This window comes from Caulobacter sp. GW821-FHT05F04 (genome assembly GCF_059419665.1).
Map to the genome: position 1 here is coordinate 42,386 of NZ_JBWKSF010000016.1, position 15,985 is coordinate 58,370.

Annotated in this window: 13 protein-coding genes; 8 read left to right on the forward strand and 5 right to left on the reverse strand. The window is 69.0% G+C overall.

The window, feature by feature from the left end; translation table 11 throughout:
- The first annotated feature begins 77 nt into the window (after positions 1-77).
- From aroA to mscL, 6 genes are all read left to right on the forward strand, one after another.
- The gene (aroA, locus tag AC07R7_RS25470; RefSeq protein ID WP_494637125.1) at positions 78-1,409 is read left to right on the forward strand and encodes a 3-phosphoshikimate 1-carboxyvinyltransferase; all 1,332 of its coding nucleotides are present in this window, start codon (positions 78-80) and stop codon (positions 1,407-1,409) included.
- A 1-nt stretch (position 1,410) separates the two neighbouring features.
- Positions 1,411-2,055: a (d)CMP kinase gene (gene cmk, locus AC07R7_RS25475; RefSeq protein WP_492888806.1), complete on the forward strand. Its 645-nt coding sequence runs from the start codon at positions 1,411-1,413 to the stop codon at positions 2,053-2,055.
- Between the two features lie 150 nt (positions 2,056-2,205).
- A complete protein-coding gene (gene rpsA / locus AC07R7_RS25480) occupies positions 2,206-3,915 on the forward strand; it encodes a 30S ribosomal protein S1 (protein ID WP_492888807.1) in 1,710 nt (569 codons plus the stop codon).
- A 158-nt stretch (positions 3,916-4,073) separates the two neighbouring features.
- On the forward strand, positions 4,074-6,035 hold the full coding sequence (locus AC07R7_RS25485; RefSeq protein ID WP_494637128.1) for a DUF3857 domain-containing protein: 1,962 nt from the start codon (positions 4,074-4,076) through the stop codon (positions 6,033-6,035).
- A 175-nt stretch (positions 6,036-6,210) separates the two neighbouring features.
- A complete protein-coding gene (locus AC07R7_RS25490) occupies positions 6,211-6,501 on the forward strand; it encodes an integration host factor subunit beta (protein WP_010921415.1) in 291 nt (96 codons plus the stop codon).
- A gap of 82 nt (positions 6,502-6,583) precedes the next feature.
- Positions 6,584-7,003: a large-conductance mechanosensitive channel protein MscL gene (gene mscL, locus AC07R7_RS25495; RefSeq protein WP_492841402.1), complete on the forward strand. Its 420-nt coding sequence runs from the start codon at positions 6,584-6,586 to the stop codon at positions 7,001-7,003.
- Here mscL and AC07R7_RS25500 read toward each other — a convergent pair.
- Both AC07R7_RS25500 and AC07R7_RS25505 read right to left on the reverse strand, forming a co-directional pair.
- Positions 6,996-8,225, reverse strand: coding sequence for a flavin monoamine oxidase family protein (locus tag AC07R7_RS25500; RefSeq protein ID WP_494637130.1), 1,230 nt, complete (start codon positions 8,223-8,225; stop codon positions 6,996-6,998). The genes mscL and AC07R7_RS25500 overlap by 8 nt on opposite strands.
- A 35-nt stretch (positions 8,226-8,260) precedes the next feature.
- Entirely contained in the window at positions 8,261-11,140 is a 2,880-nt protein-coding gene (locus AC07R7_RS25505; RefSeq protein ID WP_494637132.1) for a M16 family metallopeptidase, read from the reverse strand.
- Between the two features lie 161 nt (positions 11,141-11,301).
- Between AC07R7_RS25505 and AC07R7_RS25510 the strand changes: the two genes are divergently transcribed.
- Together AC07R7_RS25510 and AC07R7_RS25515 are read left to right on the forward strand one after the other, a co-directional pair.
- Entirely contained in the window at positions 11,302-11,889 is a 588-nt protein-coding gene (locus AC07R7_RS25510) for a biliverdin-producing heme oxygenase (protein ID WP_494637134.1), read from the forward strand.
- A complete protein-coding gene (locus AC07R7_RS25515) occupies positions 11,858-14,392 on the forward strand; it encodes an HWE histidine kinase domain-containing protein (RefSeq protein ID WP_494637136.1) in 2,535 nt (844 codons plus the stop codon). Before AC07R7_RS25510 ends, AC07R7_RS25515 begins: the two co-directional genes overlap by 32 nt.
- A 119-nt stretch (positions 14,393-14,511) precedes the next feature.
- On the opposite strand, the gene AC07R7_RS25520 is transcribed toward AC07R7_RS25515, so the two are convergent.
- The 3 genes from AC07R7_RS25520 to AC07R7_RS25530 all read right to left on the reverse strand — a co-directional run.
- Positions 14,512-14,943 carry a thiol-disulfide oxidoreductase DCC family protein gene (locus AC07R7_RS25520; protein ID WP_494637138.1) on the reverse strand — a complete coding sequence of 144 codons (432 nt, stop codon included), beginning with the start codon at positions 14,941-14,943 and terminating at the stop codon, positions 14,512-14,514.
- Entirely contained in the window at positions 14,940-15,497 is a 558-nt protein-coding gene (locus tag AC07R7_RS25525; protein ID WP_494637140.1) for an SRPBCC family protein, read from the reverse strand. The genes AC07R7_RS25520 and AC07R7_RS25525 overlap by 4 nt, the downstream gene beginning before the upstream one ends.
- Positions 15,498-15,571: 74 nt before the next feature.
- Positions 15,572-15,985, reverse strand: a 414-nt coding sequence (locus AC07R7_RS25530; RefSeq protein ID WP_494637142.1) for an AMP-binding enzyme, incomplete at its 5' end; no start/stop codon positions are given.

The window sequence follows — 15,985 nt, forward strand, 5'->3', positions numbered from 1 at the left end:
CTTGCCATGACGAGAGCCCGCTGTCAAAAGCAAACCCCTTCGCGAAAACCACCAAGCACCAAGGAGCCGGTCTCGGCATGTCGTCGGCTGGATTGAAGAGCGCGCCCGCAGGCGCTCTGCGAGGGATCGTGCGGGCCCCGGGTGACAAGTCCATTTCCCACCGAGCGATGATCCTGGGCGCGCTGGCGACCGGGACGACGACGGTGGAAGGCCTGCTGGAAGGCGACGACGTGCTCGCCACCGCGCGGGCCATGCGGGCCTTCGGCGCGCGGGTCGGGCAGGAAGGCGTCGGCCGCTGGCGCATCGAGGGCAAGGGCGGGTTCGAGGAGCCGGCCGACGTGATCGACTGCGGCAACGCTGGCACCGGCGTGCGCCTGATCATGGGCGCGGCGGCAGGTTTTGCGATGTGCGCCACCTTCACGGGCGACAGCTCGCTGCGCAGCCGCCCGATGAGCCGGGTGCTGGATCCGCTGGCCCGCATGGGCGCGACCTGGCTGGGCCGCGACAGGGGCCGCCTGCCCTTGACGCTGAAGGGCGGCAATCTGCGCGGCCTGAACTACACCCTGCCGATGGCCTCTGCCCAGGTGAAGTCGGCCGTGCTGCTGGCCGGCCTGCACGCCGAGGGCGGCGTCGAGGTCATCGAACCCGAAGCCACCCGCGACCACACCGAGCGCATGTTGCGCGCCTTCGGGGCCGAGGTGATCGTCGAGGACCGGGTCGTTGGCGAGAAGACCTTCCGTCATATTCGCCTGCCGGAAGGCCAGAAGCTGACCGGCGCGCATGTCGCCGTTCCGGGCGACCCCTCGTCGGCGGCCTTCCCGCTGGTGGCCGGCCTGCTGGTTCTGGGCTCGGAAGTGACGGTCGAGGGCGTGATGCTCAACGAATTGCGCACCGGTCTCTTCACGACGCTGCGGGAAATGGGCGCCGACCTGGTGATCTCGAACCGGCGCGTCGCCAGCGGCGAGGAGGTCGGCGACATCACCGCCCGCTACTCCAGGCTCAAGGGCGTGATCGTTCCGCCCGAGCGCGCGCCGTCGATGATCGACGAATATCCGATCCTGGCCATCGCCGCCGCTTTCGCGGAAGGCGAGACGGTGATGCGCGGCGTCGGCGAGATGCGCGTCAAGGAAAGCGACCGCATCGCCCTGACGGCGGCGGGCCTCGAAGCCTGCGGCGTCGACGTGGAGGAGGAGCCGGAGGGCTTCATCGTCCGCGGGACCGGCCAGCCGCCGCGCGGCGGGACGATCGTCGAGACCCACGGCGACCACCGGATCGCCATGAGCCACCTGATCCTGGGCATGGCCGCCCAGGAAGGCGTGGCGGTTGACGAGCCGGGCATGATCGCCACCAGCTTCCCGGGCTTCGCCGAGCTGATGCGCGGCTTGGGCGCGACCCTGGCGGAAGCCTGACGTGGGGGGGTTCGTCATCGCCGTCGACGGCCCCGCCGCCTCGGGCAAGGGCACTATCGCCGGACGCCTGGCGGCGCTTTACGGCTATCCCCTGCTCGACACCGGCCTGTTGTACCGCGCCGTGGGCGTGGGCGTGCTCGCCGGGGCGGGAGATCTGGACGACCCGATCGCGGCCGAGGGCGTGGCGCGCGCCCTGGATCTCTCGGACCTGGACCGCGCCGAGGTGCGGACGCGCGCGGCCGGCGAGGCCGCCAGCCGCGTGGCCGTCCATCCCGGCGTTCGCGCGGCTCTGTTCGATCTGCAGCGTGATTTCACCCGGCGCGAGCCCGGCGCGGTGCTGGATGGGCGCGACATCGGCACGGTGATCGCTCCCCGCGCGCCGGCCAAGCTGTACGTCACCGCGCGTCCCGAGGTTCGCGCCCAGCGGCGTTGGAAACAGCTGACGGAACAGGGCGAGGTCGTGGATTTCGAGGACATCCTGGCCGATATCCACAAGCGCGACGCGCGCGACGGCGGCCGCAAGGACGCGCCGATGACCCAGGCGCAAGACGCCGTCTTGCTCGATACGTCGGAAATGACTATAGAGCAGGCCTTCGATGCGGCCCGCCGTATCGTCGAGGACGCGCGCGCCCATCACCGGCTCTAGCTGGTAGGGCAAATCCACCGCCGACCTCGCCGCGATAGAGAGAACATCGCGGGACCGCAGAAAACCCACTTCATCCGGAATCCCGAGAACCGCTTTCTCCGGCGGCGCTCGCCATAGGGCTTCCCCCAACCTACGAGACTAAAAATCAGCATGGCTGACGATATGAGCTTCAACCCGACGCGCGACGATTTCGAAGCGCTGCTGAACGACTCGATGGGCGGCCGCGATTTCGCGGAAGGCACCGTCGTCAAAGGCAAGGTCGTCGGGATCGAAAAGGACTTCGCGATCATCGACGTCGGTCTGAAGACCGAAGGTCGTATTCAGCTGAAGGAATTCGGCGTCGACGAAGCCGGCAAGGCGACCATCAAGATCGGCGATTCGGTCGAAGTCTTCCTGGAGCGCCTGGAAAATGCCCTCGGCGAAGCGGTCATCAGCCGCGAAAAGGCCAAGCGCGAAGAAGCCTGGACCCGTCTGGAAGGCGTCTACGCCAAGAACGAACCCGTCATGGGCGCCATCGTCGGCCGTGTGAAGGGTGGCTTCACCGTCGACCTGGGCGGCGCTTCGGCCTTCCTGCCGGGCTCGCAAGTCGACATCCGTCCGGTCCGCGACGTCGGTCCGCTGATGGGCAAGGAACAGCCCTTCGCCATCCTGAAGATGGACCGTCCGCGCGGCAACATCGTCGTCTCGCGTCGCGCCATCCTGGAAGAAGCCCGCGCCGAGCAGCGCACCGAACTGGTGTCGCAGCTGCAAGAGGGTGAAATCCGCGAAGGCGTCGTCAAGAACATCACCGACTACGGTGCGTTCGTTGACCTGGGCGGCATCGACGGCCTGCTGCACGTCACCGACATGAGCTGGAAGCGCGTCAACCACCCGAGCCAGGTGCTCGCCGTGGGCGACACCGTGAAGGTCCAGATCGTCAAGATCAACCCGGACACCCAGCGCATCAGCCTCGGCATGAAGCAGCTGCAGTCGGATCCGTGGGACGGCGTGGAAGCCAAGTACCCGGTCGGCGCCAAGTTCACGGGCCGCATCACCAACATCACCGACTACGGCGCGTTCGTTGAGCTGGAAGCCGGCGTCGAAGGCCTGGTGCACGTCTCGGAAATGTCCTGGACCAAGAAGAACGTCCACCCCGGCAAGATCGTCTCGACCTCGCAGGAAGTCGACGTGGTCGTGCTGGACGTCGATCCGTCCAAGCGCCGCGTTTCGCTGGGCCTGAAGCAGGCTCTGGCCAACCCGTGGGAAGCCTTCTTGGAAGCGCACCCGGTCGGCTCGACCGTCGAAGGCGAAGTCAAGAACGCGACCGAATTCGGTCTGTTCGTCGGCCTCGACAACGACATCGACGGCATGGTGCACCTGTCGGACATCGACTGGAGCGTCCCGGGCGAAGAAGCCATGGCCCGCTACAAGAAGGGCGACCTGGTCAAGGCGAAGGTTCTCGACGTCGACGTCGAGAAGGAACGCATCTCGCTGGGCATCAAGCAACTGGCTGGCGACCCGATGTCGGGCGACACCTACCGCAAGAACCAGACCGTGACCGTCACCGTCACGGAAGTCACTACGGGCGGCATCGAAGTCCGCTTCGGTGAAGACGACGCCCCGATGACCGCCTTCATCCGCAAGTCGGACCTGTCGCGCGATCGTCAGGAACAGCGCCCCGAGCGCTTCGCCGTGGGTGACCGCGTCGACGCTCAGATCACCAACATCGACAAGGCGGCTCGCCGCGTGTCGCTGTCGATCAAGTCGCTGGAAATGGCCGAAGAGAAGGAAGCCATCGAGCAGTTCGGCTCGTCGGACTCCGGCGCTTCGCTGGGCGACATCCTGGGCGCCGCTCTGCGCGAGCGCGCTTCCAAGGAATAGTCTTCTTCCCCTTGTGGGCTGAAGCCGGCGGCGGCGGGAGCAATCCCGCCGCCGTTTCTTTTTGGGGTGTGCGGCGGCGGGAGTAATCCCGCCGCCGTTTTCTTTTGCGCGAAACCCTGCCACACATTGCCTGAGGTTGAGCGTTTCGGGGGTGTGGCGTGTTTCAGCGTTGGGCGGCGGTGGCCGCGGTTTCGGTTCTGGCCGTGGGGAGCGCGGCCCGGGCCGACGACAAGCCCGCCTACGGTCCGCCGGCCCCATGGGTGAAGGTCGCCGAGGTCCCGGCCCCGCCCGGCGACGACCAGGCTCCGGCCGTGCAGGCGGTGCTGGACGACACCCAGGCCCTGCTCGGCCAGGAGGGCCTGTTCCGCTACGTTCGCCGCATCGCGCGGGTCACCAAGCCCGAGGGGTTGTCCTCCGGCTCGCGGACGATCACCTGGCAGCCGGACCGCGACAAGGTCACCTTGCATGGCCTGGCGATCATCCGCGACGGCCAACGCATCGACGTGCTGAAAAACGGCGAGGACGTCCTGGTCCTGCGCCGAGAGAAGGACCTGGAGCGGGCCATGCTGGATGGCCGCATGACCGCCTCGATCCAGATCAAGGACCTGCGGGTCGGCGACATGGTCGACTGGTCGTTCAGCATCGAGCGGCGCGATCCGATCCTGGGCCCCCGGGTCAGCGACTTCGAGCGCATGGGCTGGCCCGGCGCGATCGGCCGCTACCGCGTGCGGATGCTGTGGGCCGACGGGACGCCGCTGGCCTGGAAGACGACGGCCGGCTTCCCCGACCCGAAGATTGGCAGGGCCGACGGGCTGAACGAACTGGTGGTCGACCAGACGGGAACGATCGCGCCCAAGCCGCCGACCGGCGCGCCGCCGCGCTTCCGGCAGGTCGGCGAGATCCAGGCGGCGACTTATCGCGGCTGGGCCGACGTGGTCGCGCCGATGGCTCCGCTCTACGACGAGGCTGTGAGGCTGAAGCCGGACTCGCCGTTGAAGGCCGAGATCGCCGCCATCGCCGCCGCCAGTCCCGACCCCAAGGTCCGCGCCTTCAAGGCCCTGCGGCTGGTGGAGGACAAGACCCGCTACCTGCTGCTGGCCATGGGCGACGGCGGCTACAAGCCGGCCAGCGCCGACGAGACCTGGGCGCGCCGGTTCGGCGACTGCAAGGGCAAGACCGCGCTGCTGCTGGCCATTCTGAAGGGCCTCGACATCCAGGCCGAGCCGGTCGTGGTCCTTGCCGGTTCCGCCGCCGACGGCATGGACCAGCGCGTGCCCTCGGCCAGCCAGTTCAATCACGTGCTGGTCCGCGCCACGATCGACGGCAAGGCTTACTGGCTGGACGGCACGCGCTCGGGTGATCGCGGGGGCCTCCAGACCCTGGCCGCGCCGCCGTTCCTGTGGGGCCTGCCGATCAAGGCCTCGGGCGCCGCCCTGGAGCCGATCGTCCAGCAATCGCCATCGCGACCCGACCTGGACGCGACCATGCGCTTCGACGCCTCGGCCGGCCTCGACAAGCCGGCCAAATCGACGGTGGTCATGGTCATGCGCGGCGAAGCGGCCCGGGCCATGGCGCGAGTGATTGAGAACGCGCCGCGCGCCGACATCGAGCGCGGCTTCCGACAGAGCTTCTCGGCGACGAGCAGCTGGATGAGAATCGAGACCTTCGACTGGTCGGTCGCCGAGGACGGCGCCGTCACCCTGACCATCGCTGGTAACGCCGACATGGAGTGGCGGCTGAACGAAGACGTCGGCTTGATGGAGTGGCGCCTGCCGATGTCCAGCTCGGGTAAGGCCGCTCAGTTTCCGCGCCGCGAACCAGGCCCCAACGCCGACGCGCCGTTCGCCACGCCGTTCCCCAGCTTCAAGAAGGCGCTCGTCGAGGTGACGTTGCCGAATGGCGGAGCGGGCTTCACCGTCAAGGGGCCGGTCTACACCGGCAAGATCGCCAACGCGGACATCGTCCGGATCTCGGAGCTGCAGGGCGGCAAGGCCCGCTTCTTCGAGTCCGACCAGAGCGTCGGCCGCGAATTGCCCTTCGATCAGGTCGAGGAGGCCAACAGGGTGCGTCGCCGGCTGGCCGAGCAGGCCCTGATCATCCGCGCGCCGAAGGGTTCGTGAGACCTTTTCATGGAGGGTGGCGGACGCCGAAACCGCTCGCGCCTTCGGCTGCCACCCTCTTGGCCATTAACCGAACCCCGTTCGAGAATCTCACGCAACCCCTTGAAGACTCAGCCATCGTTGGGCAAAGGTCCGCTCGCGCCTTTCTCCTCCCAAGGGCGTTCCGGGGATATCGATGATCAAGTCTGAACTCATCGCCAGGCTCGCGAATGAAAATCCGCACCTGACGCAGAAAGACGTCGAACGCGTGGTCGGCGTGATCCTTGAGCGCATGATCGGGGCCCTGGAGGATGGCGGCCGCGTCGAGCTGCGTGGCTTCGGCGCGCTGTCGGTCCGCTCGCGTCCCGCCCGCACCGGCCGCAACCCGCGCACCGGCGAGGCGGTGGACGTCCGCGCCAAGCACGTGCCGTTCTTCAAGAGCGGCAAGGAACTGCGCGCGCGCCTCAACGCCGACGGCGACGAATAAGAACGATTGTCTCCCGGGGTTGACCCTGGGACGCGAACGCCCTCAGCCTCGGCGCCGTATTTGAGGCAGCGAGAGTTTCGTCATGAGCGTGGTCAAGGAATTCCGCGAGTTCATCGCCCGAGGCAACGTCATCGACCTGGCCGTCGGTGTGATCATCGGCGCGGCGTTCAATGGCATCGTGAAAAGCTTGGTCGACCAGGTGATCATGCCGCCGATCGGGCTGCTGACCGGTGGTCTCGACTTCTCGAAGCTGGAATGGGTGCTTCGGCCCGAGGATCCGGCCACCGAGGCGGTCGAGAAGGTCTCGATCATGTACGGCGCCTTCATCAACACCCTGATCCAGTTCTTCATCGTCGCGTTCGTCGTGTTCCTGCTGGTCAAGGTGGTCAATGGCATCCGCCGCCAGGACGCCGAGCAGCCCGCGCCCAGCGCCCCGCCGGCCCCGACGCCGGAAGAGAAGCTGCTGACTGAAATCCGCGACCTGCTGGCGACGCCTAAGTAAGGCTCGCGATCGCTGCTCGCGCCGCCGCCTGGCCCGTCAGCCAGGCGCCGTGGGCGGTGGAGAAGAAGTTGGGGCTGCAGGCCTCGCCAGCGAAGAACAGGCGCTGGTCGACCGGCGCGGCCAGCACAGCCCGTGCGCCGGCATGGCCGGGCAGGGCGTGGGAATAGGAGCCGCCGGCGAAAGGGTCGGCGGCCCAGTGCGTCTCGGCGATCACGTGGACCTTCGATCGGATGCCGCCGCCGTACACGCCGACCAGCCCGTCGACCGCGAAGGCCGCCGCCGCGCCGGGTCCCTGGCCCTCCAGCGCGCGGGCGTGGGCGCCGCCCAGGAACACCTCGATCATCGGCCTGTGCAGCGGCCGTAGGTGATAGGCGCCGGTCGCCGTGACGCGGGGGTCGGAATAGAGCTGGGTCTCCGGCGGGAACATCTCCGGTTCGTCCAGCCGCAGGAACACCTTGTCGGCCAGACCCAGCGGCAGGCCGGCGGCGGCGTCCAGCTTGTCGGGCAGGGCGGGCATGAAACGAAGGGCGCCCGTGGCGAGGATCGTGGTCGGCGCGCAGACGATCACCGCCCTGGCCGAGATCGTCCCCAGCGCCGTCTCCAGCTCCACGCGGTGACCGTCATGACGGATCATCGAGACAGGGCAGGACAGGCGCGTCGGCAGGTGGCCGCCGAGGCGCGCGATGGCGGCGCCATAACCCTCGGCGACCCGCCAATCGACCTCGGTGTCCTCGTAGGCGGCGTAGTCGTGCAGAGAGACCTGGTCGAACTCCGCGCCGTTGTAGAAGGCGCTGAAGGCGTTCAGCAGCGGGGTCCAGCGACTGTCCGGATCCAGCAGGTCGGACGCCGGCCGGTCCGGACCGCCGTCCTGGGCCGCCGCCTCGATCCGCGCGTCCAGGGCCTGGAACGCTTCGCCGAATAGGGCGCGTTCCTCGCGGCTGAAGATCGGGCTGTCGGCGATATTCGCCCAGGGCGGCGGGGTCTTGTCGAGGGTCAGGCCCAGGGCCCCGACCCTGGCGACCAGCGGGTTCACGTCGGCCGAGTGCAGCCATTCGCAGCCAAGGTCGATGGGGCCGACGGATGTGTGGATTGTATGGGCGCGGCCTCCGAGACGGTCGCGGGCCTCCAGCAGCACGCCCGTCAGACCGCTGGCGGCCACGGCCTCGGCGGCCGCCAGTCCGGCGGCGCCGGCGCCCACGATCGCGATGTCGACCTCGTCCATGAGACCTCAATCGGATCGTGGGACCAGCCGTTCCCTTATTTGGTCAGGCTCGACGCGTCGAGGTCCAGCTTGTCGGCCGGGATCACCGTGGCGTTCGGCGCGGCCTTGGTCAGGTCCGCGCCCATGGCCTTGGCGTCGCCGGCGACGATGACGCTCATCTGGGCCGGGTCCAGCTTGGCCTTGGCGAAGGCCTGGACCTCCTCCGGCGTCACGGCCTCGACCTTGGCGGCGTAGCTCTGGATCTCGGTCAGGGGCACGCCGTAGACGGCGTAGTTGCCCAGAATGTTGGCCAGGCCTTCCGAGGTGCCGAGGTCCCGTCCGAAGTTACCGACCAGCACCGACTTGCGCGCGGCCAGTTCGCCGGCCGAGGCCGGTTCGGCGCCCAGGCGCGTCAGCTCGGCGCGGGTCAGGGTGACGACCTCGCCGGCCGACGCGTTCTTGGTCTGCACGCGGGCCGAGAAGCCGCCGAAACGGCCTTGCGGCGTCAGGCTGGAGCCGGCCCCGTACGACAGGCCGCGCTTGATGCGGATCTCCTGGTTCAGGCGCGAGCTGAAGCCGACGCCCAGCACCGTGTTGGCGACCACGCCCTGGTAGTAGTTCGGGTCGGCGCGGGTGATGGCCGGCTTGGCCAGCACCACGGCCGCCTGCCCGGTGCCGGGCAGGTCGATGACGACGTTGCGCGGCGCGTAGCCGGTCGGGGCGGCCGGCGGGGCCGGCGGCGGCGCGGCCGGCTTCTTCCACGATCCAAAGGCCTTTTCGGCCAAGGCGAAGCCGGCCTCCGGCGTCAGGTTGCCGGTCAGCACCAGCACCGCGTTGTCCGGACGCCAGTAGGCGGCGTGGGTCTTGGCCAGGTCCGCGCGCTTGATCTTCGGCAGCGAGCCGGGCGTGCCGCCGGCCACGTGGCCATAGGCCGATCCGGCGTAGAGCACGGGCGCGGTGGCGAAGGCGGCCAGCGTGCCCGGACGCTGGAACGAGACCGACAGGCCGTCCAGGGTCTCGGTGCGGACGCGGTCCAGCTCCTCGGCGGAGAAGGCCGGGTGCTCGGCGACGTCGGCCATGATGGCCATGGCGGGCGCGGCGTTGTTGGCCGTGACGCTGAGGGTCAGCGAGGCGGCTTCCCAGCCCGAGCCGGCTTCGAGATTGGCGCCCAGGGCCTCGGTCTCGCGGGCGACCTGGGTAGCCGAGCGCGTGGTGGTGCCCTCGGTCAGCAGCTCCGAGGTCAGGTTCGACGTACCGGCCAGGCCGGCGGGATCCGAGCTGGCCCCGCCCTTGACGGTCAGGTCGGCGGTGATCAGCGGCAGGTCGCTGGACTTGGCGACAATGACCCGCAGGCCGTTGGCCAGGGTCTTTTCGGCCGGGCTGGGCATCACGGCTGGCACCGGCGCGCCGATGGCCGGCGGCTTCTCGCGCTCGCCTTCGGGCGCGAGCGTGGTGACCGCGCCGTCGAACTTGACCGAGGCGACCTTGGGGATCGGCGGCGTGGCGTCCTTCTCGCCGGCCGGGCGGTCCTTTTCCGGCAGGTAGCGGATCACCGTGCGGCGATCGTCGGCCAGATACTTCTTCGCCACCCGCTGGATGTCGGCGGCGGTGACGGCCTGCAGCTTGGCCAGGGCGGTGTTGGCGACGGCCGGATCGCCCTCGGTTTCAAGGGCGTAGCCGATCGCGAAGCCGCGGCCGTCGATCTCCTCGCGGCGGCGGACGGCGTCGGCCAGCAGGCCGGCCTTGGCCTCGGCCAGTTCGGCCGGCGTGACCAGGCCGTCGCGGACGCGGGCGACTTGCGCGCGAAGCGCGGCTTCGCCTTGGGCGACCGTCTTGCCGCCCGCCATCACCGCGCCGACGTAGAACAGGCCCGGCTGGGCGTTGTTCGGGGCGCTGGAGAACACCGACTGGGCGATCTTCTGGTCGTAGACCAGGCTGTCATAGAGCCGCGAGGACTTGCCGGCCGACAGCACCGCGTCCAGCACGGTCAGGGCGGGCGTGTCCTTGTCGGCGGCGGCCGGGGCCAGCCAGGTGATGGCCAGGGCCGGCAGCGGCACGTTGGGACCGTAGGTGTTGACGCTCTTGGGCCCCGTGCGGGGCGGTTCGACCACGGTGACCTTCGGGATGGTTCCGGCCGGCGTCTTCAGGGAGCCGAAATACTGGTCGATCATCGCGTCCAGCTTGGCCTGATCGAAATTGCCGACGACGATCAGGGCCGCGTTGTCTGGCCGATAGTAGGTGGCGTGGAAGGCGCGGACGTCATCGACCGTCGCCGCGTCCAGCTCCTCGATCGAGCCGATGCCCGGGCGCTGATAGGGGTGGGTGGTGAACGACTGCTGCGGAATCGACAGGGCGAAAAAGCGCCCATAGGGGTCGGCCAGCACGCGCTGGCGCAGCTCTTCCTTCACGACGTCGCGCTCGGAGGCGAACACCGCCTCGTCGATGACCAGCGACTTCAGGCGATCGCTTTCGGCCCAGAGCAGACGCTCCAGGTGGTTGGCCGGCGCGACCTCGTAATAGTTGGTGAAGTCGTCCCAGGTGGAGGCGTTGTTGAAGCCGCCCACGTCCTCGGTCAGGCGGTCCAGCGTCTCGCTGGGCATGTTGCGGGTGGCCTTGAACATCAGGTGTTCGAAGAGGTGCGCGAAGCCCGACCGTCCGCGCGGGTCGTCCTTGGAGCCGACGCCGTACCAGACCTGCACCGAGACGTTCGGGGTGGTCGCATCGCGCGAGGTGTAGACCTTCATGCCGTTGGCCAGCACGCGCTGCTGGTAGACGATCGGCGGCACGGTGATCGGCGGACGCGCGGCGGCGACGGCCGGTTTGGCCTGGGGCTTCGCCTTCGCGGCCGCCATGGCCATCGGCGCCCATCCCAGCGTGGAGAGGGCCGTGGTGGAAAGGGCCGCGGCCATGAGGGCCAGCTTGGCGGTGCGGATCATGCGCGAAGGTCTCCTGAACGGTCGGGCTCGACCCTAGCATCGCGCCCAACGTGGTAAACCTTACTGTCCTGTCATGTGGGCGGAACCAATCGGCGACGTCAGTGTTACGACGGATTGTGTCGCCCCTTCCGCGTGACGGGTTCGATCCGGCTGGGGGAAATTTGTCCGAAAGTTCGCTTCGCGACCGCCTGCGCGCGGCCACCTCCGAGAGCCATGCCGCCCTGGACGCCCAGGTCGCCGCCTGGCGTATCGAGACGACCGTGGGATATGGCGCGTTCCTTTCGGCTTCGGCCCTGGCCATAGCGCCGCTGGAACGGGCTCTGGAACGGGCCGGGGTCGCCGAATGGCTGCCCGACTGGCCCGGGCGCGTCCGCCGCACCGCCCTGGCCCGAGATCTCGCCGTCCTCGGCCTGGACACGCCGCCATTCGCCGCCGCCCTCGTTCCATCGCCGGACTTCGGGGCCGGCCTGCTCTACGTCCTGGAAGGCTCGCGTCTGGGCGCCCGCTTCCTGGCCCGTCAGGTCCGCGCCTCCGGCCACGGCCTGCCGCTGGCCTATCTGACCCAGGGCGAGAGCGACGACCTCTGGCGATCATTTCTGGCCTGGCTTGAGAAACCCAATGTCGGGACTCGGACAGACGAGGTGGAGGCCGGGGCGCGATATGGCTTCCAGTGTTTCTCGGACGCGTTCGAGACGATAGCCCCGCCTGGAGCCCTGAATGTCCGAACCGGCGCCCATGTCGGGGTTTGAGGTCGATCTGACCAACTGTGACCGGGAGCCGATCCACACCCTCGGCTCGGTGCAGCCGTTCGGTTTCCTGCTGGCCGTCAATTCCGACTGGCTGGTGGTTCACGCCTCGACCACCAGCCTGCGCTATCTGGGCCTGGCCCCCGCCGACCTGATCGGCAAGCCCCTGAGCCAGGTGCTGGACGGTCACGCCATCCACAACATCCGCGGCCGCCTGCAGATCATGCGCGGCGCCGACGCGATCGAGCGGATGTTCGGCCAGCCCCTGGTCGACGGCGGCGAGGACTTCGACCTTGCCCTGCACTATTCCGGCCGCCTGCTGATCGTCGAGGGCGAGCCCAGCCATCCCGATATCCTGATCGAGGCCGCCTCGGCCGTGCGCTCGATGACGACCCGCATCGCCGCGCGACCGACCTTCGAGGACTTCTGCCACGAGGCCGCCCGCCAGGTGCGGGCCCTGACCGAGTTCGACCGGGTGATGGTCTACCGCTTCGCCCACGACGGCGCGGGCGAGGTGATCGCCGAGTCGGTGCGGCCGGGCGTCGGCTCGTTCCTGGGCCAGCGCTACCCGGCCTCGGACATCCCCGTGCAGGCCCGCGCCCTTTATGAGCGCAACTGGCTGCGGATCATCGCCGATGTCGACGCCGAGGTCTCGCCGATCATCCCGCCGACCAGCCCGGCCGGCGAGCCCGTCGACCTGTCGATGAGCATGCTGCGGGCCGTCTCCCCGATCCACATCGAGTACCTGCGCAACATGGGCGTGGCCGCCTCGCTGTCGATTTCCATCCTGCGCGACGGCAAGCTGTGGGGCCTGTTCGCCTGCCACCACTACGCGCCCAAGCACATCAGCTACGAGCGCCGCACGGCCGCCGAGCTGTTCGGCCAGCTGTTCTCCCTGACGCTGGAGAGCCGCGAGCGCGAGATCGAGACCCGGCGCATGGCCGAGGCGCGCAATCTGCACGATCGGATGATGAGCGCCGTGGTCAGCGCTCCCCAGGGGGCGGACAGTCTGATCCCGTTCCTCGACGACCTGTGCCGGCTGGTCGGCTGCGACGGCCTGGCTCTGTGGCTCGAGGGACGACTGACCCTGCGCGACTCCACGCCCGACGCCAGCGACGTCCACACCCTGCTGCGGGTGCTGCGGGAGAAGGACACCCATTCGGTGTTCGCGACGAACGAGATCGCCGGCCTGCTGCCCTCGGCGGCCGTCTGGTCGCAGAAGGCGGCCGGCATGATGGCCGTGCCGCTGTCGCGCGCGCCGCGCGACTACCTGATCTTCTTCCGCAAGGAGGAGGCCAAGACCCTGGTCTGGGCCGGCAAGCCGGCCAAGCTGGTCCAGGTCGGCCCCCTGGGAGACCGCCTGACCCCGCGCAAGAGCTTCGAGGCCTGGGAAGAGACGGTGCGGGGCCAGAGCCGGCCGTGGACCACGGTCGAACGTTCGCTCGCCGAGAGCCTGCGCACCAGCCTGCTGGAGATCGTCTTCCGCCTGACCGATCTCGCCGACGAGGAGCGCCAGCGCGCCAACCAGCGCCAGGAACTGCTGATCGCCGAGCTGAACCACCGGGTGCGCAACATCCTGGGCCTGATCCGCGGCCTGATCAGCCAGAGCAAGGCCGGGGTCTCGACGGTCGAGGCGTTCGCCGAGGTGGTCGGCGGCCGCGTCCAGGCCCTGGCCCGGGCCCACGACCAGATCACCCGCCATCAGTGGGGACCGGGCGCGCTCAGCGACCTGATCACCGCCGAGGCCGAGGCCTATCTGTCCAGCAAGGCCGAACGCGTGCGCCTCAAGGGCGCGCCGACCGCCCTGGCGCCGGACGCCTTCTCGATCCTGTCCCTGGTCATCCATGAGCTGATGACCAACTCGGCCAAGTATGGGGCCCTGTGCGATCAGCGCGGCCACGTGGCGATCGACTGGGCGCGCGACGCCAAGGGCGACCTGATCATCGACTGGCGCGAGCGCGACGGCCCGCCGGTCAAGCCGCCGACCCGCCGAGGCTTCGGCTCGACGATCATCGAGCACTCGATCCCGCACGATCTGAACGGCGAGGTGGCGCTGGACTACCGGCCCGAGGGCTTGCGGGCCCGCATCCGCATCCCCGGCCGCTACGTCTCCAGCGAGGGCGTGACCGCGGCCGTGAGCCAGCCGCGCCGCGCCGACACGCCGGTGCGGGCCCCCGAGCGGATGCTGGTGCTCGAGGACAACATGATCATCGCCCTCGACCTTGAGGACATGCTGGTCCGGCTGGGCGTCAAGCAGGTCATCGTCGCCTCCAGCGTCGCCCAGGCTTTCGAGGCCCTGAGTAACGAGACGCCGCCATTCGCGATCCTGGACGTCAATCTGGGCCAGGAGACCAGCTTCCCGGTGGCCGAAGCCCTGCAGGACGCCGGCGTGCCCTTCGCCTTCGGCACAGGCTTCGGCGACAGCGCTGCGTTTCCAGACCGGTTCAAGGAGACGCCGGTGCTGCAGAAGCCCTACAGCGCGGAAAGTGTGGCGGCGTTGTTTTAGTGTGCTTGTCGATTCCGAAGTTCGTCGGAGCTTGCCTCAAGCGCTTGCGAACTTCGGAATCGGGACACTAGGAGGCGGCGGCCTTCAACCCATTGCGGCCCGCTGAAGCGCCCCTTCCGTCAGCTCGGCGGATCCAATTCCAGCACGAACCGCCCTCGCTGCTGCGGCGTCGGGACCATGCAGCGGCCCCTCCTGCCCATCAGCCGGTAGCGATTCCTCGCGATCCAGTCATAGGCCGCGTCGGTCGGGCCGCGCGGCAGGTGGTCGATGAACGCGAACCAGCGCCAGGGGGCGTCCAGCCGGCGCAGCAGGGCGCCGATGGCGGCGGTCTTGGCCAGGGGGCGGCCGTGGTCGAGGAACAGGAAGCTTTCGGGCGTTTCAGGATCGACGCCATGCGCCAGGGCGAGCTCACGGCCATAGGGCGACTGAATGGGCGTGAACCGGATCACGCCCTTGCGGTCCAGGCGCAGGACCGCCTGCACCGAACCCGTACAGATGTTGCAGACGCCGTCGAACAGCCAGAGGCCGTCGGGCTCGTCCGTATCCGTCATCGTCCCTCGCATTCGCGTCGCAGCGCCTTCAGCGACTGTGGCACGTCGCGGCGCATCATGCCGCTGATCATGCTGGCCGGGAGGGCGAAGGGCGCGGTGGCCCACAGGTCGTAGGTGACGCGGGTGCGCAGTCCTCCGTCCAGCGGCTCGAGCCGCCAGGCCCCCTCGCAGGCCCGAATGTCGCCGCCTATGCAGGCGAAGCGGATCAGCCGGTCGGGCTCCACGGTGACGCGCGAGGTGGAGCGCAGGCTCGGCAGGAAGAAGCCCCACTTGACCGTGTGCTCGCGGATCTCCGTCCCATCCGGCGCGCGCGAGAGCACGCGGCAGCTCTTGACGCCCGGGCTCATCCGGGCCGCTCGGTCGCAGTCCAGGATGATGCGAAACACCACGGCCGGCGGCGCGTCGATCTCGACATTGGCCCGAACCATGCCGCGCCCGTGGCTGTCGGCATGCGCCTGGACGGCGATGCCGTCGCCCTTCGTATCCCACTCGGCGTCGGCCCGGGCGGGACCCGCCAGGGCGATGAGGAGGGCGAAGGGGACCAGCCGGCGCATCATGCTGAAGCTAACGCGCCGATGTGGCTTTCGTCAGGCGCGGTCACCGCGTTTTTGGCGATGACGGTTGGCGTTCACGCTCCGGCGCGATTTTTGACGAGATCGTCGACGACGTAGGGATCGGCGAGGGTGGAGGTGTCGCCCAGGTTGGAGAGCTCGTTCTCGGCGATCTTGCGCAGGATGCGGCGCATGATCTTGCCGGAGCGGGTCTTGGGCAGGCCGGGAGCCCACTGGATGACGTCGGGGGCGGCGAACGGGCCGATCTCGTGACGGACCCACAGGACTAGAGCCTTGCGCAGGTCCTCGGTCGGCTCGACCCCGGCGTTGAGGGTGACATAGGCGTAGACGCCCTGACCCTTGATGTCGTGCGGATAGCCGACCACGGCGGCCTCGGCGACGGTCTCGTGGGCCACCAGGGCGCTCTCGATCTCGGCGGTGCCCAGGCGGTGGCCCGAGACGTTGATGACGTCGTCGACCCGGCCGGTGAT

Excerpts from the sequence above, each read along its gene's own strand:
- AC07R7_RS25505 (WP_494637132.1), bottom strand. The coding sequence starts at position 11,140 with ATGATCCGCACCGCCAAGCTGGCCCTCATGGCCGCGGCCCTTTCCACC.
- AC07R7_RS25490 (WP_010921415.1), top strand. The coding sequence starts at position 6,211 with ATGATCAAGTCTGAACTCATCGCCAGGCTCGCGAATGAAAATCCGCAC.
- rpsA (WP_492888807.1), top strand. The coding sequence starts at position 2,206 with ATGGCTGACGATATGAGCTTCAACCCGACGCGCGACGATTTCGAAGCG.
- aroA (WP_494637125.1), top strand. The coding sequence starts at position 78 with ATGTCGTCGGCTGGATTGAAGAGCGCGCCCGCAGGCGCTCTGCGAGGG.
- mscL (WP_492841402.1), top strand. The coding sequence starts at position 6,584 with ATGAGCGTGGTCAAGGAATTCCGCGAGTTCATCGCCCGAGGCAACGTC.
- AC07R7_RS25525 (WP_494637140.1), bottom strand. The coding sequence starts at position 15,497 with ATGCGCCGGCTGGTCCCCTTCGCCCTCCTCATCGCCCTGGCGGGTCCC.
- AC07R7_RS25520 (WP_494637138.1), bottom strand. The coding sequence starts at position 14,943 with ATGACGGATACGGACGAGCCCGACGGCCTCTGGCTGTTCGACGGCGTC.
- AC07R7_RS25515 (WP_494637136.1), top strand. The coding sequence starts at position 11,858 with ATGTCCGAACCGGCGCCCATGTCGGGGTTTGAGGTCGATCTGACCAAC.
- AC07R7_RS25500 (WP_494637130.1), bottom strand. The coding sequence starts at position 8,225 with ATGGACGAGGTCGACATCGCGATCGTGGGCGCCGGCGCCGCCGGACTG.